Below are 20,407 nucleotides of genomic sequence, written 5' to 3'. Positions count from 1 at the left end.
CCTGCCAAGGGGGAACCCTTCGGCTTCGCTCAGGAGGGAGGGGGTTGCCGTACTTTCGCTTGTTCAGCAGAGTTTATTTCATACACGTTCCTAAGCCCCCAGCCTTATGCGCCACTTACTCACCAGCCTACTCACCCTATTACTGTCCGCCTGTATGCCGCATATCCAGCCCGCAGGCACACCTGTGACCACCGCCCAACTCCTGCCCCACCGCTACCTGACTGCCGACGCGACCCTACTGCCCCTAGCAAGCTGGCGACCCGAACAGCCACCCAAAGCCATCATCGTCGCCCTGCACGGCTTTAACGACTACAGCCACTTCTTCCAAGACAGCGGCGAATTTTTCCGCCAGCACGGCATCGCCAGTTACGCCTACGACCAACGCGGCTTTGGCGGCAGCCCCCAACGCGGCGGCTGGAGCGGTGCCGCCACCTTAAGCCAAGACCTCAACAACTTCGTCCGCCTCGTCCAACACCGCCACCCCGACACCCCCCTGTTCGTCCTCGGCGAAAGCATGGGCGGGGCGGTGGTCATCAACACCTTTAGTCAAGCCGACGCACCGCCCGTCAACGGCCTCATCCTCGTCGCCCCCGCCGTCTGGGCGCGCGCCACCATGCCCTGGTACCAGCCGCCGCTGCTGTGGACGCTCGCCCACACCGTCCCCAAACTAACCTTGACCGGACGCGGCCTAAAAATCCTCGCCTCCGACAACATCCCCATGCTCCGCGCCTTAGGCAAAGACCCGCAAGTCATCAAAGCCACCCGCGTCGAAGCCATGTACGGCCTCGCCGATTTAATGGACGCGACCCTAGGCCTAGCCGGACAACTCCCGCAACCCAGCCTCCTGCTCTACGGCGACCACGACCAACTCATCCCCCCCACCCCGACCCGGCAATTCATCCAAACCTTTAGCCAAAGCCCAGCCAAAACCATCGCCTTTTATAAAAACGGCTACCACATGCTGCTCCGCGACCTTGACGCCGCCACCGTCCGCCAAGACATCTTGGCTTGGATCACCACACCAAACAGCCCCCTGCCCTCCACCGCCGACCATTACGCCCAAAGCCGCCTTGGTGTTGACATACGCACTGATTAAGTTAGCCAGTGGCGTAGCTTAGCCCAAAAGCTGTTGCGCTTGTTCTCCCTGCTTTTCCGTTCGCCCATTGACCCAAGCTAGCCTTTCTTTAAGCCCCACATAAAGCGGCGACTTAGCGACTAATTCCGCCAATAGGGCTTGGGCTTGCTGATAATAGTCCAAGGCTAAGGGGAAATTGCCCTGTTGTTCATAATGCAGGCCTAAAAAACAGAGAGCAACGGCTAGCTTGTTGGTAAAATCCAAATGATCGGGGACGGCGGTATGGAGTTCCTGTGCCAGACGGTGGTAGTCCTGATACCAGCGCAAGGCCTGTTGTAGGTCGCCCAGCGTAGCATAGGTAACACCCAAGTGTTGGCAGGCAATCGCCAAATTGTTTTTAAAGTCCAGATGGCCGGGGGCGGCGGCATGGAGTTCCTGTATCAGATAGTGAAATTCTTGATACCAACGCAAAGCCTGTTCCAGGTCACCCAACGTGGTGTGGGTGTTGCCTAAGTGTTGGCAGGCCACCGCCAGATCGTTTTTAACGTCCAGGTTATCCGGTTCGCGCTGGTGGAGCGCCGCCATGACCGCATGATCATCGATAAAAACCCTCAAGGCCTTGTCCAGGTTGCCGGTGGTTAGGTGGTAACTGCCTATATTTGTACGCAATAAGCCAAGTTTTTTACTATCAGGCAACCAAGCCGTGACCGTTTCGGCATGGCGGCAGTAAGCCGCCGCATCCGCGTAGCTGGTGTTGAGCAAATGCCCGTTGCCAGCTTCATAAGCCAGTTTGTAGGTCAACTTAACGACCAAGTCCGCACAATAACTCGGCAAGCGTCCCGAGTTTTTATGGCGGGTGATTTCCTGCACCACGGGGCTGGTTTTGTAGCGGCTTATACCGTCTTGGGTGCTGTTCTCCAGCCAGCCGCGTGCCGCCAAGCCGCTGAGGATTTGGGAAAGGGTTGGGGCAGCGGCAGGTGGGCGGGGTTTCAGCCACGCGGTTATCCTATGCCAGATATTCTTACAGGGTGTTGGGCTAAGGTCAAAAACCAACAGGTCTTTTAACCAAGGGAAAGGCAGGTTTTCGGCGGGCAGTACCGCCAGATTGCACAACGCCCATTGTTCGGCTGCGCTTAACGGGGTGATTTGTTCCAGTTCATCATACAGGGCGGCAATAATAGCGGCGGGGGTGGCGGTTTGTAAGCAGGGGAGTTGGCCTTTGCCCGCGATGCGCACAGGTTGGTTTTTTGCTAAGCGCAACAAGCCGCGCTGTTGCAGGTCTTTCAGTAAGTCACCTAGGCTGTAGGTCATTTCGTCATGGTTCAGCACCGCTAAGTTCTTCGCCAACAGCTCCAGCACCAGCGTGTTGCCTCCCACCGCTTGATAAATGCCAAAAAACAGCCCGTCATCTGCTGTCACGTGCTGCGGGTAATGGCTATTGAAGACACTTAAGGCCACATCTTCCGGCAAGGCCGCAATCGGGTAATGGTCAGCACCGTTAAAGCCGTTCAGGCGGCTGGTGAGCAGGATATGGCAGTTGGTGCAGGCATGTAAAAAGCCCCAGTGTCGCCCCAGCTCTTCGGCATTATTGGCGTTGTCAATAATCAGCAAACAGGGCGCGGTGAGGTTGGCGACGGCGGCTTGCAGCACCTCCAAACGTTGCGCCGTGGGCATCGCATCGGGGAAGCCCACTTGCAAAGGCAAGGCCAGCATCAGCAAGGCATCGTCCAAACGGCTGGGGGCATACAACCAAGCGGTGTGGGCGTAATGGCTTTGGTAAGTTTGCCAATACATCGCCGCCAACGAGGTTTTGCCGATACCGCCCTGGCCGTTGACCAACAGCAAGGGCTGGTTGTTTGCTGCCAGCTTAGCGCGTATCGCCGTCAAATCTTCCTCACGGCCTTGGAACACGTCGGGGATGAATGGCGTGGCGGTCAGGTGGCGAGGGATGGGCGGGCTGTTATGGTAGTGGATCTCCGATTTTTCGTAATACACCCCATTGACCGTTATCTGCCGATCAATAACAGAGTAATCGCGTCCAATAATGTGACCTGTGCCTGAATGGGTTTGTCCGGTCATGGCTGTGCGCTGCGGTAGTTAGCTGTGCCGGGAATTTTAACACCAAGGTAGCGTTGGGCAAGCGGTTTTCTGGAGATTTAACGCCTCCCATACAAGAGCCGGAAGATAAGGAACCTGAATAAAATTAACCCCGGCAAATCTTATCGTGAAGCGGCCTCCTCTTTGGAGAGCGGGCATCTTGCCCGCAAAGGCGGGCAAGATGCCCGCGCTCCAAGACCCGTACCCTTTAGCGTTTACCTGAATTATTTCCTACCCATTACTTTCAGCCTGATAAAGGCAAACCCGGTTACGCCCCGACTTTTTGGCCTGATACATGGCTTGGTCAGAGTGCCGCAACAGCATGTCAGGATTATCGCCGTCACGCGCAAAGAGCGCCACACCGATGCTGGCACCGACCGTGACCAGCCTTTGGCCTATTGAAAAAGGCGCATTGATGGCATCAATAACCCGTTGCAACACGGGCCGATATTCATCGATTTGTTTCAGGCCTGTCAGCAACAAGACAAACTCATCACCGCCAAGACGGCCAACCGTATCGTTAACACGGACGGCCTCCTGCATCCGGCGGGCAATTTCTATCAGCAACTTGTCACCTGCGGCATGGCCATATTGGTCGTTAACGGGCTTAAAGCCATCAAGATCAAGGTAGCAAACCGCGAGCGGATGATGGTTTCTTTCCGCCAAGGCTAACGCCTGTTTCAGGCGGTCAGTAATCAATTTCCGGTTCGGTAAGCCTGTCAACACATCATGGAAGGCGATGCGTTCAATTTCCTGTTCGTAGCGCTTAGATGCGGTGATGTCCAACAACATCCACACCGAATCCCGGCTATCCCCAGGCAATTGCATCCCGTTAAGGTCAATCCAGATGACCTCCCCGTCTTTACGGCGCATCTTAAGTTGGGTGCGGTAAATGCCGTGCGCCTTAAGGATAGGGTAAGCGGCGGCGCCTATTTCTTGGTAAGACCGCTCATCTAAGTACAGTATCCTGTTTGGTTGCCCATCCAACTCACCCTCGCCATAACCGAAAATACGCTCCATTGCCGAGTTTATCCAGATGGTGTGCCGATTACGCACCTTCACAATGCCCACCAATTCGTTATCCAACATCGCCTGTTGTTCGGCAGTTAACAGCATGAGTTCGTTGTGGATTTTCTTCAGCTCGGAAATGTCGTGCAAGACGCTGCGGCTTTTGACAAAGTTGCCGACACTGTCGTTGATGGCCGTGGCATTGGCACTGACTTGCCGTATGGCACCGTCTTTGCCGACCAGTTCAAATTCCACATTCTCAATATGGCCTGCTGCTATAAACTGCGGAAACGTGACTTTAAACCGTTCCTTACTCTCAGCAGTCATAAACTCGCTAATGCGCTTCTTGCCGACCAGTTCATTGCGCCCGCAACCCAACCACGCCAATTCGGTGTCGTTGATATTAGTAAAAACGCCGTTAACGTCAATGGAATGGTAGCCGCACGGCGCACGGTCATAGAGGTCTTGCAGCTCTTGTGCCGATACCCGGAGCCTGTCCTCCAGCAATTTACGCTCGGTAATGTCGGTAATAAAACCATCCCAGATAACTGACCCGTCGGAGGCGTTTCTAGGCACGGCATTACCGTACAACCAGCGGACACAACCATCCGTAAACCGGACACGGTATTCTTGTTGCCAAGGTTCAAGCGTCGCCGCCGATTGTCTGATCGAATCGGCGACCCCGGCATAATCGTCAGGATGCAAGATGGCGAACACGGCGGAGGCATCGTCTTGCACGGCTTCCGGTGTCACCCGGTAAATGTCACGGATGGCCTCGCTTGCGTAAGGGAAGCAAGAGCTGCCATCAGACCGTAATTTGTATTGGTAAATGACCCCAGGGACGCGGGAAGAAATTTTCGCCAGCCGGGTGTAGAGTTCGGCATTTGCCGCTTCGGAAAGCTTTTGTTCGGTGATGTCGCGGCCAACCGCCTGTATCTCTAATAAATCGCCTTGCCCGTCAAAAAAAGCTCGGTTGACAAACTGCCCCCACCGTATTTCGCCATGTACCGCAATAATCCGGTTTTCAATCGTGACGACCGGATTGCCGGGTGACAGGGTAGCCAGTTTTGCATTGACCAACGGCAAATCTTCATCCCATACACTGGGATGCCAGCTAAGCCCAAGCAAAGCCTCCCTGGATTTGCCGAGTAATTTGCAAAAAGCGTCATTGACGTAGAGGAGGTTGCCGTCGGCTTTAAAACGGCAGATAGTTTCTGTTTGGTCTTCTAGCAAGCCCCTATACAGCTTTTCGCTGGCAACTAAGGATTCCTCGGCAACTTTGCGTTGGTTGATAGCATTGAACGCGGCGATGAAATGTCCGGGTTTGGAGCTACACGCCTGCACCGAAAACCATTGCTGTAGGCCGTCAACAAACGTTTCGAAGCTTTCGGCACTGCCACCCCCAGCGACACGGCCAAAAACGGTTAAAAATTCTGGATTGGCCTCAAGAATGCCGGGAACGGCCACGCTGATGCGCAGACCATCCACCGGCCCCAAGCCGGTTTGGGCATGGAAGGCCTGATTGCTATAAAGGCAAACAAAGTCTTCCGGCTGACCGTTCCGGTAAAGCATTTTGCAGAACACCGCGCCACTCGGCATCTGTGCAAAGAAATTTTGCGCAATGTCATCAGGTAACCCGTTTGCCTTCGGCACTAAGGTGGGCGACAAATTGTTGCATCCAGGGTCAATCATATATTTTCTATGCTCATCAAACCTTACGCCCTGTTGGCGTTTATTTTAAGGGATATGTAGAACTGTTTTTGCTACTATTATGAGGATGGCGAGAACGCTCATTTTCGGGTTGCCATTAACCCAGGGCGGGCAATTTTGTAACCATACGAATAACAAGACCCTTTTAAGTGGCTCGGCCTGCCCTTAACAAATAAAGTAATGCCGCGTTTAGCAAAGCGTTTTTTTATGGCCCTGCGTTTAGCATCAATGCCATTATAGCGATGCAAACCTTAGTGCTGGGCCGGACTTCGCGTAAAAATCACCCAATATACCGAATATGAAGATATGTCTAATATCGCTGTTAAATATAGCATTTTTTTGTAAAAAAACATATTGTCATAAATACATAGTGAAAAATTACTATTTTTTCTATAGGGTTTTATAATGGCTACCCGCCTGGAGCCCCCGATGGATTGCCCTAAATGCCATTATCAATTACCCGCCCCACAAGCAAGCTGCCCGCATTGCGGCCTTATTTTCGCCAAATACCGTAAATACCACCCCGAAGCGGACGCGCCCGCCGACGCCGCAACCGTCCGCCCGCGCATCACCCTCACGCCCCCGACCGAAACGCCCCGCCTGTTTCAGGAAGCCCCCTATAACCCCGCACAGTTCGCCGCCCGCTGCCTCCTCTTCATCGGCCTGGTGTTGTGGAGTTGGCAGTTTATCAACGCCTCCATCGCCAGCAACACCGTCGGCGAGTCTTTCCTGCATAACATCAACCTGCCCTTCCATGAGGCCGGACATATCGTGTTTCGGCCTTTTGGCCGCTTCACCACCTCGCTGGGCGGCACCTTGGGGCAATTGCTGATGCCCAGCATCTGCACGGGCGTGTTGCTGATAAAATCCCGCGACCCGTTCGGCGCGAGTGTGGCTTTGTGGTGGGTCGGGGAGAATTTTCTCGATATCGCCCCCTACGTCAACGATGCCCGCGCCGGACAACTGCCCTTAGTGGGCGGCAACTTCGGCCATTCCGCCCCCTACGGTTTCCATGACTGGCAATACCTGCTGACCGAGTCCGGTTATCTGCAATACGACCATAGCCTCGCCCAAGCCGCCTATGCAATCGGCTCGCTGATTATGCTCACCGCCCTGTGCGGCGGCGCGGCGCTGCTGTGGCGGCAATACCGCCATCGGCAAGGCCTATAGGCGTGTCGCACCAGCCCAAAAAACCTGCACAAAAGCCCCAAAACAGGGCAATCAGCACCAAAAATCACCTAAAACACCCTAGCTAAATTATTTTCTGCTTATCTGTTAATAAATCGCTTGCAAAGCCCAAGCCCCTAAGTGTACTGTTAGCCACCGTGACGGATTGCATCCATTCATGCAACGCACTATTTACCAAAAACAACTAATACATAAAAATAACTAGGACGCAACAAAAATTACGCTATGTCCAGTAATCTGGTGGGCCGTCTTTTCAGAACCCCTGATCTATTGGATAATGGCGGGTTCATACAGCTATTAACCCTTCCCATCCACTTACTAACGAGAAATTAAGCTATGTCTAACTTCCCTATCGATCTTGGCGCTTACCAACGTATTACGCTAGATGCCAGCGTACCGACGTTGACTGACGAGCAAAGAACCGCTCTGAAAGCCAATATCCAACTGTGCCGTGACGCTATCGTCTTCTTCACCTCCACTGGCGCAGCCAGAGGCGTGGGCGGTCACACGGGCGGCCCTTACGACACCGTGCCTGAAGTCATGATTATGGACGCGCTGTTCCGTGGCTCAGAAAACTATGTACCGACCTTCTTCGACGAAGCCGGACACCGCGTTGCCACCCAATACCTGATGTCGGTCTTAAACGGCGACATGGAAGCGGAACACCTGACCCAATACCGCGCTGCCCATTCGCACCTGCCAGGCCACCCAGAATTGGGCTTCACCCCCGGCGTTAAATTCAGCTCAGGCCGTTTAGGCCACCTGTGGCCGTACATCAACGGTGTCGCTATGGCGAACCCTAGCAAAACCGTGTTCTGCTTAGGCTCAGACGGCTCACAACAAGAAGGCGACGATGCCGAAGCGGCGCGTTTGGCGGTTGCCCAAGGCCTGAACGTCAAATTATTGATTGACGACAACGATGTCACCATCGCTGGCCACCCATCAAACTATTTAAAAGGTTGCACCACCGCAAAAACCTTGGCAGGCCACGGTTTGACCGTACTGGAAGGCGACGGCGAAGACCTCGACAGCCTGTACGCGAACATCTGCACCGCCATCAACACTGACGGCCCAGTCGCCATCATCAACCACCGCCCAATGTGCCCAGGCATCGTTGGCCTGGAAGGCTCTACCCACGGCCATGACGTTATCTCCGTCAAATTGGCGTTGGAATATTTGGAAACCCGTGGCCACCAAGCCGCTGTCGATTTCCTGAAAGCCGTTGTCGCCCCAAAGAATGAATATAAATTCTTAGGCTCCAGCGACAAATGGGATGCCAACCGTAACGTCTTCGGCGACGCTGTCGTGGCGGTCATGAGCGGCATGAGCGAAGCCGAACGCATCGAAAAAGTCCGCGTCATCGACTCCGACTTAGAAGGCTCTTGCGGCTTGCACAAAATCCACAGCGCTTTCCCAGAAAGCTTCATCTCTTCCGGTATCATGGAGCGCGGTAACTTCTCCGCCGCTGCGGGTTTTGGTATGGAAGCGGGCAAACAAGGCATTTTCGGCACCTTCAGCGCGTTCTTAGAAATGCTGATGTCCGAAATCACCATGGCGCGTCTGAACAACTCCAATGTGTTGAGCCACTTCTCACATTCCGGTATCGACGACATGGCCGACAACACTTGCCATTTCGGCCTGAACAACATGTTCGCCGACAACGGTCTGGATGACGGCTACGCCACTGGCCTGTACTTCCCTGCCGACCCGAACCAAATGAAAGCTTGCGTCAGCAGCATTTTCTTCAACCCAGGCCTGCGTTTCGTGTTCTCAACCCGTTCTAAAGTGCCATTGATTTTGGACGAAAACGGCAACGAATACTTCGGCGGCGATTATAAATTCGTCCCAGGTAAAGACGAAGTCATCCGTGAAGGTACCCAAGGTTACATCGTCGCCTTCGGCGAAAGCTTATACCGCGCCTTAGACGCAGTAGAGCGCCTGAAAGCCGAAGGCATTGATGTCGGCCTGATCAATAAACCGACCTTAAGCAGCATCGACGAAGACATGCTGCAAAAAGTCGGCTCATCACCGATGGTGCTGATCGTCGAATCCTTCAACCGTAAAACCGGTCTGGGCAGCCGCTACGGCTCTTGGTTGCTGGAACGCGGCCTGACCCCTAAGTTCGCACACATCGCCACCCACAAAGAAGGTTGCGGCGGTTTGTGGGAACAATTCCCGCACCAAGGCATCGACCCAGTAGGGATTATGGCGAAGGTTAAGGAATTGTTAGGTTAATCGGCCTAGCTTGCGGTAACAAAAAAGGGTGCAGCAATGCACCCTTTTTTTTGGCTTTGAACAGTGGATATTCATTCACGAGTGAAGTCATTTTAAATGCGGATGATAGCGGGCTTTAATAAATTAACCAACACCACTTAAACGACCTGCAATCCCAAAAACTGCTGAAAAGGCAGAAAATCTTTATCCGAATGCAATAACGGCAAGCTATTTTCAATGCAATAAGTGGCGATTATCGTATCGACCGTTTTACGGACAGTAATCCCTTGTTTACGAAGCTTGCGAAAATTTTCCGCACTTTTTAAGGCCATATTGACACCCAACAACGAATGAATGGGCAAAGAGCCAAGCAAACTTTTCGCTGTCTGGTAATCTCGGTCATGCCTAAACCCTTGCAATACTTCCGCCAAAATCAAATCGCCTATGCAAATCGGTTGCACACCTAATAAAGTATCAAGTTTTTTCACCGCTAAGGTATCTGTACCATTAAAATAGTCAACCCAAACACTGGAATCCACCATAATCACTAGCTATCCCTCATTTGCCCCAAATCCCCTTCCCATACCAACTTACCCTTAAACGCCTTAATAGCCTCCTGCTGTTTAAGCATCAACAAGGTTTTTAAAGCCAAATCCACAGCTTCCCGCTTAGATTTTGCCCCCGTCGCGCGTAAGACATCAGACATTAATACTTCATCAATGATAATATGGGTTCGCATCACCTTGCTCCATGTACCTATAATTAAAAAATCATACACCTGACTAACGGTCACTGCAAAATAGCCTTACCCCAGCCCACGCTTTTTTTGAACGCCCCACCCCGCTTACTGTCAATAGTTTCCGTAACCCCAGCCAATTTTCCACCATCTTAGCCCGGCCTACCCTGCCTGTGGACGCAATTACAGCCATCTGCCCCAACTTTCAGCGCATCACGGATAATTTTTGATTTACAAGTCCCGATAATAAGATTTTAATAATCGTTTTATGACATAGGAAGACAAATGACCAAAACCACCCCCAAATCCGTCACCAAAGCCAGTGCTCCCAGCACCGCCGAACCTGACCACGACGATGACGACATTTTCGACACGGATTTTGTCCCTTTGCCTGACAGCTTGGAAAAAGAAACCATCAAACGCGATGCCCGGCGCAAAATTGAAATTTATTGGGAAAAGAAACAACTGCGTGAGCAGTTTGACGATTTCGACGAATCCGAATTCGGTTTCTAAGCGCGTAAGTGTCCGCCATGAGCGGCCTTACAGTTAAAGCAAGGCCTACCGCCTTGCTGATGCAGGTTTACCGCATTGCGCCTTCCAGCGCCGTTTGCACCGATTGCGCCCGAATCTGGTGCCGATCGCCGGAAAATTGCTGCCGGGCCACAAGAGGGACTCCCCCCTTTTCCAACCAAGCAATAAAGACCGTACCGACAGGCTTCGCCGGGGTTCCGCCCGCAGGGCCTGCAACTCCAGTAACGGCAATGGCACAACTGGCACGGCTACGCGCTAACGCCCCGGCCACCATTGCTGTTACCGTTTCTTCGCTGACCGCCCCATAGCGTCCGATAATCTGCGGATCAACCCCTAACATCTCCACTTTCGCGTCATTGCTGTAAGTGACAAAGCCCCGCTCAAACCATGCCGAGCTGCCGGGTATGGCCGTGATAACCTGCGCCAGCCAACCGCCCGTACACGATTCGGCGGTAGCGATACTCTGCCCTCGCTCGGTTAAATACGCGCCCAAGCGCACCGCCAACGCCTCTAATTGCCCCGCATCCATAGCGTTCCCCTGCCTGCCTAATGCCAACCGCCATATTGGGTGGTCGGGTCGCCACGGAAGCCTGTGGAGGTTTTATTGGCATCGGGGGCGTTAATCATGGTTTCCGCCGCGACCACCATATTGGCGCGGGTGTAGCCGCCTAAAGCTTGGGCTTTATGGGCAATGGCGGTGGTGAGCGGGTTAAGGTCATATTGGCTGACCGACGGGTCAACAATCGCCGCCACCAAGGCTTCGCCCCCGGCACTGCTGCTCAGGATAACAGGCAACGGCGTGGCGGCGGCGACTTCTAGCTGGTAATGGCCATCCGTAATCGCCGCTTTGGCGATTAGCTGGTGTTGTGCGTCGCTTAACGTGACTTCTCCGGCTTTTATCGGCCCGCTTTTAGTGCTGACCATGCCTTTCAATATTGTCGTGCCAGGGAAGGTTTTCACGGTTTGCTGGATGCCGACTTTAGGCGGCGGGCTTTTCTCGCAAGCCGTTAAGGCCAAAGCCACCCAACAGCACAGGGCAAGCGCCAGACAACGGCGACGGGAAGGACGGAGGGGAAAGGTGGCAATCGTCATAAAAAAACCTACTGGCTGTCGTTATTATTGTCCAGCTATTTTGAGACGGTTTGGCGGGAAGGACAAGCGTTTTATACAAGGGCGGCAACCGGAAGCCGCCGCCCTTGCAGGAGTACAGAAGCCGCACCGAACGGAGCGCAATGGTCTTCAGCCATTGCACGATAGCCTAGAGGACGAGCGGCAGGCCAGCAGCATTTTTGGAGCGCGGGCATCTTGCCCGCCCTTGCGGGCAAGATGCCCGCGCTCCAAGATCCGTAACCTTTGGCGTTTGCCTGAATTATTTTTTACCTGTTCCTTACCTGTCAACAATACCGTTCACGCCGCCTTATCCACCGCATCCAGCACCCGAAACGCTCGCACCTGCTCCGCTAACCGCTGCAAATCCTCAGGCTTAGCGGCCTTCCCGTAACGCAGGCCGACAAAAAGGTCGGTAATCTGCTGGGCAGCGGGGGCAGATTGCGGCAAGGCGGCGGTAATTCGCCCGGCAAACGCGGTCTCACCTTCGCCAGGCTGGCGCACCAAGCCGTATTTGCCCAGCTTACGGCAAAACTGCCGATACTGGCGCAAGGCTTGGTCGGTGGCCTTAGGTTTCTGGTACAGCAAAATAAAGCACAACACCACAGTAATCAGCGCGACCAACCCCAACAGCCAATACAGCATGGTTTGCAGATTGCCAATCCCCAACCCCGACAAAAACTTACTCTGGTTGGTGCGGTTATAGTTAATGACCCAGCGTTGCCAGCTATAATCGACATTACCCCATAACGTCCGCGCCTGTTTCAGCCAACCCGGTGCCTGATCCGCGCTACCATTATCGAACTGGATAGCCGCGCCCTGCTCCAAAGCATCGACATTAATGTTTTTCTCAATGCGTTCGGGGGCGACCGCCGCCGTCGGATCGACCCGCGTCCAGCCCTTGCCTTGCAGCCAAATTTCCGTCCAGGCATGGGCATCGTACTGATAGATTTCCAAAAAGTTGCCGACCTTATTCAACTCGCCGCCCTGATAGCCCGTCACAACCCTAGCCGGAATATGCGCGGCCCGCATCAGATAAGTAAACGCGGCGGCATAATGGCTGCAAAAGCCCCGCCGCTCTTTAAACAAAAACGCCTCAATCGGTTTGTCTTCCATCAGCGGTGGGGTCAGCGTGTAATGGAAGTCTTCGTTATGGAAATACTGTAGAACCGCCTTGGCAAACTGCTCCGGCGGCGTATCAAAACCATGCAGTTGCGTGACTAATGCGGTAATTTCCGGCGATGGCGCAGCGGGCAGTTGGGTGGCATCGGCATATTCGACCCGCGTGATATAGCCGGTGTTGTAGTGCAGATAGGAGGTGATTTTATATTCCGAACGTTTATCGGGATTGGCGGCGGTGATCAATTGATAATTGACGTTACGCTCCAAAGGCTTTTCAAACTCGGCGGGCATATCCAACGCGAACACCCAATTTTTGTTCTGCGGCTCCATCAACAAAGTGTAGGGGTAAGCCGTGCCGGAAAAGCCCGGCTCATCCATATACGCGCCAAAGCCCTGATGCGGTGACTGTATCCAATGTCTACCATCGGTTTTGCTCAACACCGGCCCGCGCCAGTAACGTTGCGCAGGCGGCGGCAACGGGCCGCTAAACTGCACCCGAAACGCCAACTCGGTGGACATCCCCAACTCGCTGATAGACCCCGGCTCCATGGTCTCGCTCAGCCCCGTGCGGCTTTGAGTACGGTCATTCAGCAACATCCAACGCGGCGCTTCCATGCGCGGAAACAAAATAAACAGCACAATCGCCATCGGCAACGCCTGGAATATAATGGTCGCGGCAGTCTTCACCGCCAGCCACGGCTGCGGCTGGCGGCTGTTGATGCACACTAGCGTGGCGATCAGCACACAGCTCACCAGCAGGATATACGCCGCCATGAACAGGGTCTGCGTATATAAAAACTGCGACGACGCGACCACAAAAGCCAAAAACGTCACCAGATACAAATCCCGCTCGGTTTTGATCTCCATCAGCTTTAAGCCTAAGGCGACGATAAACAGCCGTGTCCCCGAATCGCGGCCGAAAATGCCCTGATGATCCAAATACACCAAACCGATGCCAATCACCGTCAAACCAAACACCAAACCGCCGTTAGGCAACCACTCAGGCCGCCAAATCCCCGCCACGCGCCAGCCCAGCAACAGGTAAAAATAGCCGAAAATATTGAGGGGGATATGGTAAATATGCGGAAAGGCAATCAAGGCGATGGACGCGAACAAGAAAATCAGCACGTTTTTGTCGGGATTTAGCATCATTATCAGAGTATTCGGGGGTTAAAAAAGGAGTAGGTCGGGCAAGCGGTTCTGCCCGACAAGGCCGTACGGTTTACCGCGCCTTTTGCTTGTGCAAGGCTGTTAAGATACCGTCACTCATTGGGCGACATAGCGTGGAGTGCAATGGCTGAAGACCATTGCACTCCGTGCTGTGGCCATAAGGGTATGCCGGGTAGATTTATTGTCGCTACACTTATTAGCGGCCAAAGCCTGTGAAACCCATCGAAGCCCCAATTAAACTTGTGTAGATACTTATGCTGCCAAGGGGAGGCTGGGGTGGGGTTTAACACGCAGAGACGCAATGAAACGCCGACTAATTTTATACCCCCCCTAAAACAACGCCAACGCCTCCAAACATTGCTGGCTATGCCCTACCCCGCTGCCCGGCTGCAAAGTCAGGTTAGGCAAGATAAAACCATAACTCAGCCCCGCCTGCTCGGCATCCAGCACCCAGCGGCACAATTGGCTGAGCCGCTCTTCGGTGGAATGCCCCGAAGTCTGGGCATAATCCAACCAGATTTGCGCCGAACTGCCGCCGCCGTATTGCTTGCTGTACAACCCCAAGCCCTTAGCGTAAGCCTTCCAATGGATATGGCGCACCGGGTCGCCCGCTTGATATTCATGCACCCCATAAAAATCCTCCGCGCCTTTTTTACTAAAACCCTGCTGAATATCCCCCGCTGACGATTCGGGAAACGGGCTGCTAAAGTCGGCAGGCTTAGGATACACCAACACCTTCAAGGTAAAGCGGATTGGCGACCACGTCCGAAACAAGCCCAGAGGATAAGTGCTGGCGACCGTCACCTTACCCGCCTCATACCAACCGCGCTGGTGGGTGGCGCAAGCCAACGCGACCCGGGTCTTGGTCAAGGCCGGCACACTCACACTGACGGTATCTTCCAAGGTCAGCCGCAAATGCTCGCGCGGGTTTGGGGTCGGATTGTCCACATACACATCAAAACGGGCGGGGTTGCCGGCAAACACCGGCTGGGCAGGGCCCGGCTGCACCACCAAACCCGCCAAGGCCTTAAAGCTGTGCAGCGTGGTGATAAAAAACACACTGGCGATCAAAAACGTCAGAAGATAGGCCAAGTTATTGTTATAAACAAAAGCAATCAAAAACAACAAACCTACCAGCACCGCAAAACTCAAACCGCGTTGGGTCGGCAAAATAAAAATCCGCCGATGGTTCAAAACCACAGGCTGGTTCGCCAAAGCCTTTTCCCCGGTAAAAAAACGGTGCGCCTTAACGCGCTCGGTGAGGGTCGGCTGGCTCAATGGATAGCCACCTTGTCTAATAAGGACGCGACAATCGCCTCGGAATGGCTACTGCCCGCGCGTAAGCGATGCCCCGCCACCGCCGCCAACACCGCTTGGACATCTTCCGGCAACACCGCATCGCGGCGGTGCATAAACGCCCACGCCTTCGCCGCGCGTAACAACGCCAAACCGCCGCGCGGCGACAGGCCACACGGGTATTCCGGCGAAGTGCGGGTATAGTGGATCAAAGCTTGGCAATAATCCAACAGCGCGGGCGAGACATGGATGCCCAGCACCGCTTGCTGGATAGCCTGCAACTGCTCAGGCGGCAACTGCACCGTCAACGCCTCCAACAACTGCTGGCGGCTTTGCCCCGCCAACAACGCCCGCTCAGCCGCCGGGTCAGGGTAGCCCAATTCAATGCGCATCAAAAAACGGTCTAACTGCGATTCGGGTAACGGGAAGGTACCGATTTGGTGGGAAGGGTTTTGCGTGGCGATGACAAAAAAGGGACTGGGTAACGGATAGGTCTTGCCTTCCACCGTCACCTGCCCCTCCTCCATCGCCTCCAGCAACGCACTTTGGGCTTTCGGCGTGGCGCGGTTCACCTCATCCGCCAACACCATCTGGTTAAACACCGGCCCAGGATGGAACTTAAAATTATTATTGGCGCTGTCAAACACCGACGCGCCCAAAATATCGGCAGGCAACAAATCGCTAGTGAATTGGATACGCTGATAATGCAAACCCAACAACTTCGCCAGCGTATGCGCCAGCGTGGTCTTACCCACCCCCGGAATATCCTCAATCAACAAATGCCCCCGCGCCAACAGGCAACACACCGCCAAGCGGATTTTATGGTCTTTGCCGAGAATGATGTCATTCGCGGAAGTTAATAAGCGTTCGATAGCATTGTGCATAGTGGGGGAATGTGCAGAAGATGAAAAATCAGGACAGTGCGGACAACCGCTTTAAGGATAGCTCTGGGTTAAAGCATAGTGGCGCAACGCGGGGCTGTCAACCGTTGCGGGTCAGGGATTTAATGGCTAGGGGCGAAGTTCGGAAGGTAGCCTTTTAGCGGCATTTGCATTAGAGAGCGGAGCGCAATGGTCTTCAGCCATTGCACGATATAGCCGTGATACCTGCATTTAGCCTGTCGTTTGCTTAGCGCCGGAGGCTATAACTGCATCCCTAAGCATTTAAGGTGTTGGCCCAATTTCCCAATCTTCCAAACGCAATCCCGCCACACGGTTAAATTCACCCGTGTTATGCGTCACCAGCGTGGCATTATGGGCACGCGCAATGGCGGCTATTAGCATGTCATTGCCGCCAATCAGCTTACCTTGTGCGTGTAAGTCTGCACGAATCCGTGCGTAATGCTCGGCACAGCCATCATCAAAAACCAAGCTTTGCAAGGGTTCAAAAAATAGTTTTAAGCGCTGTAAGTTGGCTTCAATCCGTCCACTACGTTGCGCCCCAAACAACAATTCGGCTTTTACCACGCTGCATAAGGCGATTTCAGCGGGTAAATGTTGACGAAAATGCTGCAAGACAACAGGGTGTTTCTCGTTGAGAAGCTGAATACAGGCATTGGTATCCAGTAAATAAATCATTTGAATTCTAGCCGCTCTTCTAAAGGCAACTGCTCCGGACGCTCCAGCCTTGCGCCTTCCCATTGCCCGAACAGTTCAAAATAACCTTCAGGCCAGCTTTTATCAGCGGCCACATCCCGCTTAATGAGTTCGGTAAGATAGCGTGAGACGCTGAGGCCTGCCTGACTTGCCCGGTACTGCACTTGTTGGGCAATATCGTCAGGGACATAACAATGTAATTGCGTCATAAATATTCCCTATATATTTGTACTATGTGGATTGTAGCAAGCTTAAGGGTTCTGCTGCAAATACTTACAAAAGCTGATCCCGGCCTGATTGATCAATTGCTGGTAAGCGGGAGAAGAAAACCGCCTGTCCGATGGGGTAGCCCCTTAGCCGCCGCCAAGGCGCAGACACAAAAAAGCCCACTTAAAGTGGGCTTTTACTATTTTGAGGACTTACAACCCCAAAGGCGCGTTTTCCCTTTTCACCATTAGGGCTTTTTTATTCCTCTCGGAAAGGTTATTAAGATAACCCTTGCCACTGTTAAAATAGGCTTGGGTTTCTTCATAAGACCAATCGGCTGTCGGCTTGTTTAAACATGAAAAAAACCAATGGCGCAACGCAAGAAGCCAAACCAGTAATGCGAATATCTCAACCATAAACCCGTTCCCCCAGCTCCAAACACGTCAGATACAAACGCATATCAAACTCCAGTTGGTGATAATCCGGCTCCATATACTCGCAGAGCTTATAAAACGCCTTGTTATGCTCCTTCTCACGCAAATGCGCCAGCTCATGCACAACAATCATGCGCAAAAACTCCAGCGGCGCGGTTTTAAACACCGCCCCGACGCGGATCTCATGCTTGGCCTTAAGATTACCGCCCTGCACCCGCGAGATAAACGTATGCAAACCCAAGGCCTGATGCAGCACGTCCAGCTTATCGTCATACACCACCTTACTGAGCGGGTTGGATTGCCTAAGGAACTGGTTTTTTAGCTCCACCGTATAAGTATAAAGTGCCTTATCGGTACGGATAGTGTGGCTGGCCGGATATTTTTTGCGCAACCGCCCCGCCAGCTCGCCGCTGTCGATCAGCCGTTGCACCTGCTCGTTGACTTGGGGCGAATACCCCGCCAGATATTTTAAGCCCGCCATCGCCCTACTCCCACGGCGGCGCGTCGCCGTTATAGGCGACAAAATCCCCCGCCGCCGCAACCGTCACCGTACTGGCGCGGGTAGTGCCGCCGGACGCTTTCGCCTTAGCAGGCGTAGCCGCCACCGGAACACCAGCATCCACCTGCCATTGCGCAAACAGCACCAACTCCTTATCGGCAGGGACATACCATTTTTTCACGGCGGCATCCCAACGCGCCCCTAAGGCTTTCGCCGCGTCTTTTTGCGCGTAAGGGACAGTCAGATAAATTTTTGCGCTAGCCATTCAATAAACAAACCAACAGTTAAGGTATCGGTCATCATAGCCTAGGGCAAGCCGTGCCGTCCAATCGTTTCAGAACCACAACCTAAGCCCCCATCAACACCCTAACATGCGCGGCGGCGCTCATCGCCAAGTCCTTAATATTATAGCCGCCCTCCAGCACCGAAATTACCCGCCCCTGACAATGGCGGGCGGCAATCTCCACCAAGGCTTCGGTCAACCAGCGGTAATCGTCTTCCACCCAAGCCAACCCCGCCAAGGGATCATTCTCATGGGCATCAAAGCCCGCCGACAGCAACAGTAACTGGGGCTGAAACGCCTCCAACGCCGGAAACACCAACGCTTGATATTTATCCCGCAACGCCGCCCCCGCCTCACCCGCGCGGAACGGAATATTAATGATATTGCCCACCCCCGTTTCCGTCGCGTAGCCCGTGCCGGGATACTGCGGCATTTCATGGCTGGAGATATACAACACCTGCGGCTGGCGGGCAAAACACGCTTGCGTGCCATTACCGTGATGGACATCAAAATCGACAATGGCAATACGCTCTAACTGATAATGCTGGCGGGCATATTCGGCGGCGATGGCGACGTTATTAAACAGACAAAAGCCCATCGCCTGCTCAGGCTCGGCATGATGCCCCGGCGGGCGCACCGCGCAAAAAGCATTATCCGCCGCCCCGGTCAGCACTTGGTCAACCGCATCACACACCGCCCCCACCGCCCGGAACGCCGCCGTCAACGACCCAGGCGACAATATCGTGTCATTATCTAAAGGCTGCTGGCCTTCGGCGGGCAACTCGACCCGCAAATGCGCGATGTGTTCCGGCGGATGCACCAGATGCACCTGCTGCTCCGTACCCATCGGCGGCTCCACCCGAACCAGCCCGGCAAATTCCGGCTCCTGCAACACGCGGTTAATCCCCCACAAGCGCATCGGGCATTCGGGATGGCCTACGCCTGTCAGGTGTTGCAGGAAGTCGGGGTGGGTGTAATAGAGCGTTTTCATACTATGGACTCCCATTCAAGCGCGAGTTGCATATCTGCCTCGGTTAAGGGTTTGCCTTGATAAACAGCAAGCGCGGCGGCTTCCCATTGGGTTGCCGGAACCACAGCTTCTAACTTAAAAGACACGGGGGAGTGACTGAGCAATACCTCCAAAAAATCCCCTAGCCCTTGCAAACGCACAGCATCCAGCACATGGGCTTTATAATAAATTGGTTGTGCATTAATCATAAGCTGCTCCTCCTGGCATAAAGGCATATTAAACCCCTAACACCACAAGGAAGCCAACCATTTCACGCCTGCACTGCATTACCCGCCGCCTAAACACAGTGGCTTACAAGCTATCCAACTGGGCGCGGCTGGTATTGATACACCGCGCCATTTCGGCCTCAGTGAGCGTGTCCGCCATGGTTTGCGCAATCAGGCAGGCAATGACTTTGTTCATCGCCGCCGCTTCCACCTCTTGGTGAAAACCTTCTTCTGCAAGAAAATCATCAAAGTCAGAGCCAATATGGGGGTTCATTTTATATTTATAACAATTTGCAATATTAAATACAACTTAGTGCTTTATCATTAACTGCGGCTATGTACTAACAGAATCAAATAGTACACCAAACATCAGAGCCACGCTGCCTATTGAGAGTGGCTTTATGGGCTTTATTTTGAATCTTAATTACAAATTCATTAGGCAAACTCTCACATAAATCCAAAATCATTTTACAGTTTGACTTAGAATAATCCGTTGATTGCCAAACTTGCGAACCTAATGGCCCAGATATAGCAATAGGTCGCTCAGAGTATGGATACGTTAATTTACATTCGATTGACTTACCATCAAATTCAACTTCAGCTTGCATTATATGTCCTAGCGTTATTCGTAAGAGGGGAAGGTTCTGGCAACCAAAAACTTAAACAAAAAATAGGGTATTTAAAAATCCCAATGATATACGGCTCCTCCATTTTGACTGACTTATTACGGCCACCACTGCTCTAACCGATCTTGCCATGTAATACATAGAGGCACAGATTTCCGTTCATTTTCAGGGGTAAATTCATCTCTTAGATGGAAGTCAAAGTCAACATCAAGACTTAACGGACATCCGAATATCGGAGTTTTTATTACTTTATAAAGCTTATCAAAACCACCT

Annotated in this window: 21 protein-coding genes; 4 read left to right on the top strand and 17 right to left on the bottom strand. The window is 53.2% G+C overall.

Features of this window, described 5'->3' with window-relative positions; genetic code table 11:
- Positions 1–106: 106 nt before the first annotated feature.
- Positions 107–1,096 carry an alpha/beta hydrolase gene (locus AADEFJLK_RS01230; RefSeq protein WP_103973029.1) on the top strand — a complete coding sequence of 330 codons (990 nt, stop codon included), beginning with the start codon at positions 107–109 and terminating at the stop codon, positions 1,094–1,096.
- Positions 1,097–1,114: 18 nt separating this feature from the next.
- Here the strand turns inward: AADEFJLK_RS01230 and AADEFJLK_RS01225 are convergent, their stop codons facing one another.
- A complete protein-coding gene (locus tag AADEFJLK_RS01225) occupies positions 1,115–3,154 on the bottom strand; it encodes a tetratricopeptide repeat protein (protein WP_103973028.1) in 2,040 nt (679 codons plus the stop codon).
- Between the two features lie 249 nt (positions 3,155–3,403).
- Positions 3,404–5,872, bottom strand: coding sequence for a sensor domain-containing diguanylate cyclase (locus AADEFJLK_RS01220; RefSeq protein WP_103973027.1), 2,469 nt, complete (start codon positions 5,870–5,872; stop codon positions 3,404–3,406).
- A gap of 447 nt (positions 5,873–6,319) precedes the next feature.
- On the opposite strand from AADEFJLK_RS01220, the gene AADEFJLK_RS01215 reads away from it, so the two are divergent.
- Both AADEFJLK_RS01215 and AADEFJLK_RS01210 read left to right on the top strand, forming a co-directional pair.
- Positions 6,320–7,060, top strand: coding sequence for a zinc ribbon domain-containing protein (locus AADEFJLK_RS01215; protein WP_103973587.1), 741 nt, complete (start codon positions 6,320–6,322; stop codon positions 7,058–7,060).
- Positions 7,061–7,414: 354 nt separating this feature from the next.
- Positions 7,415–9,313 carry a transketolase C-terminal domain-containing protein gene (locus tag AADEFJLK_RS01210; RefSeq protein WP_103973026.1) on the top strand — a complete coding sequence of 633 codons (1,899 nt, stop codon included), beginning with the start codon at positions 7,415–7,417 and terminating at the stop codon, positions 9,311–9,313.
- Between the two features lie 137 nt (positions 9,314–9,450).
- Here the strand turns inward: AADEFJLK_RS01210 and vapC (AADEFJLK_RS01205) are convergent, their stop codons facing one another.
- Both vapC (AADEFJLK_RS01205) and AADEFJLK_RS01200 read right to left on the bottom strand, forming a co-directional pair.
- Positions 9,451–9,834 (bottom strand): type II toxin-antitoxin system VapC family toxin, encoded by a 384-nt coding sequence (gene vapC, locus AADEFJLK_RS01205; protein WP_249027981.1) that lies wholly within the window; start codon positions 9,832–9,834, stop codon positions 9,451–9,453.
- 5 nt (positions 9,835–9,839) lie between these two features.
- Positions 9,840–10,031, bottom strand: coding sequence for a type II toxin-antitoxin system VapB family antitoxin (locus AADEFJLK_RS01200; protein WP_103973024.1), 192 nt, complete (start codon positions 10,029–10,031; stop codon positions 9,840–9,842).
- Positions 10,032–10,313: 282 nt separating this feature from the next.
- Here AADEFJLK_RS01200 and AADEFJLK_RS01195 point away from each other — a divergent pair, with 282 nt between their 5' ends.
- Complete coding sequence (locus AADEFJLK_RS01195; RefSeq protein ID WP_088618149.1) at positions 10,314–10,541, top strand: PA3496 family putative envelope integrity protein; 228 nt, start codon at positions 10,314–10,316, stop codon at positions 10,539–10,541.
- Between the two features lie 67 nt (positions 10,542–10,608).
- On the opposite strand, the gene AADEFJLK_RS01190 is transcribed toward AADEFJLK_RS01195, so the two are convergent.
- The 13 genes from AADEFJLK_RS01190 to AADEFJLK_RS23795 all read right to left on the bottom strand — a co-directional run bounded on the left by AADEFJLK_RS01190 (position 10,609) and on the right by AADEFJLK_RS23795 (position 20,116).
- Positions 10,609–11,088, bottom strand: a complete 480-nt coding sequence (locus tag AADEFJLK_RS01190) for a CinA family protein (RefSeq protein WP_103973023.1) — start codon at positions 11,086–11,088, stop codon at positions 10,609–10,611.
- A 17-nt stretch (positions 11,089–11,105) separates the two neighbouring features.
- Positions 11,106–11,651, bottom strand: coding sequence for a hypothetical protein (locus AADEFJLK_RS01185; protein WP_103973022.1), 546 nt, complete (start codon positions 11,649–11,651; stop codon positions 11,106–11,108).
- Between the two features lie 315 nt (positions 11,652–11,966).
- The gene (locus AADEFJLK_RS01180) at positions 11,967–13,940 is read right to left on the bottom strand and encodes a transglutaminase TgpA family protein (RefSeq protein ID WP_103973021.1); all 1,974 of its coding nucleotides are present in this window, start codon (positions 13,938–13,940) and stop codon (positions 11,967–11,969) included.
- A gap of 348 nt (positions 13,941–14,288) precedes the next feature.
- A complete protein-coding gene (locus AADEFJLK_RS01175) occupies positions 14,289–15,236 on the bottom strand; it encodes a DUF58 domain-containing protein (protein WP_103973020.1) in 948 nt (315 codons plus the stop codon).
- Positions 15,233–16,138, bottom strand: a complete 906-nt coding sequence (locus AADEFJLK_RS01170) for an AAA family ATPase (protein ID WP_088618144.1) — start codon at positions 16,136–16,138, stop codon at positions 15,233–15,235. The genes AADEFJLK_RS01175 and AADEFJLK_RS01170 overlap by 4 nt, the downstream gene beginning before the upstream one ends.
- A 279-nt stretch (positions 16,139–16,417) precedes the next feature.
- A complete protein-coding gene (vapC, locus tag AADEFJLK_RS01165) occupies positions 16,418–16,831 on the bottom strand; it encodes a type II toxin-antitoxin system tRNA(fMet)-specific endonuclease VapC (RefSeq protein WP_211299126.1) in 414 nt (137 codons plus the stop codon).
- Positions 16,828–17,058, bottom strand: coding sequence for a hypothetical protein (locus AADEFJLK_RS01160; RefSeq protein WP_103973019.1), 231 nt, complete (start codon positions 17,056–17,058; stop codon positions 16,828–16,830). Before AADEFJLK_RS01160 ends, vapC (AADEFJLK_RS01165) begins: the two co-directional genes overlap by 4 nt.
- 406 nt (positions 17,059–17,464) lie before the next feature.
- Positions 17,465–17,971: a M48 metallopeptidase family protein gene (locus AADEFJLK_RS01150; protein ID WP_103973017.1), complete on the bottom strand. Its 507-nt coding sequence runs from the start codon at positions 17,969–17,971 to the stop codon at positions 17,465–17,467.
- A 4-nt stretch (positions 17,972–17,975) separates the two neighbouring features.
- Positions 17,976–18,254, bottom strand: coding sequence for a DUF5710 domain-containing protein (locus tag AADEFJLK_RS01145; RefSeq protein WP_088618138.1), 279 nt, complete (start codon positions 18,252–18,254; stop codon positions 17,976–17,978).
- A gap of 82 nt (positions 18,255–18,336) precedes the next feature.
- Positions 18,337–19,263 carry a histone deacetylase family protein gene (locus AADEFJLK_RS01140; protein ID WP_103973016.1) on the bottom strand — a complete coding sequence of 309 codons (927 nt, stop codon included), beginning with the start codon at positions 19,261–19,263 and terminating at the stop codon, positions 18,337–18,339.
- A complete protein-coding gene (locus AADEFJLK_RS01135) occupies positions 19,260–19,490 on the bottom strand; it encodes a hypothetical protein (RefSeq protein WP_103973015.1) in 231 nt (76 codons plus the stop codon). Before AADEFJLK_RS01135 ends, AADEFJLK_RS01140 begins: the two co-directional genes overlap by 4 nt.
- Positions 19,491–19,593: 103 nt before the next feature.
- Positions 19,594–19,782, bottom strand: a complete 189-nt coding sequence (locus AADEFJLK_RS01130) for a hypothetical protein (protein ID WP_103973014.1) — start codon at positions 19,780–19,782, stop codon at positions 19,594–19,596.
- Between the two features lie 76 nt (positions 19,783–19,858).
- A complete protein-coding gene (locus AADEFJLK_RS23795; protein WP_146054482.1) occupies positions 19,859–20,116 on the bottom strand; it encodes a hypothetical protein in 258 nt (85 codons plus the stop codon).
- Between the last annotated feature and the right edge of the window lie 291 nt (positions 20,117–20,407).

Source organism: Methylovulum psychrotolerans (assembly GCF_002923755.1).
GTDB lineage: Bacteria > Pseudomonadota > Gammaproteobacteria > Methylococcales > Methylomonadaceae > Methylovulum > Methylovulum psychrotolerans.
Note: the sequence above shows the minus strand (reverse complement) of the source record. Positions and strands in the feature narration are given on the sequence as shown.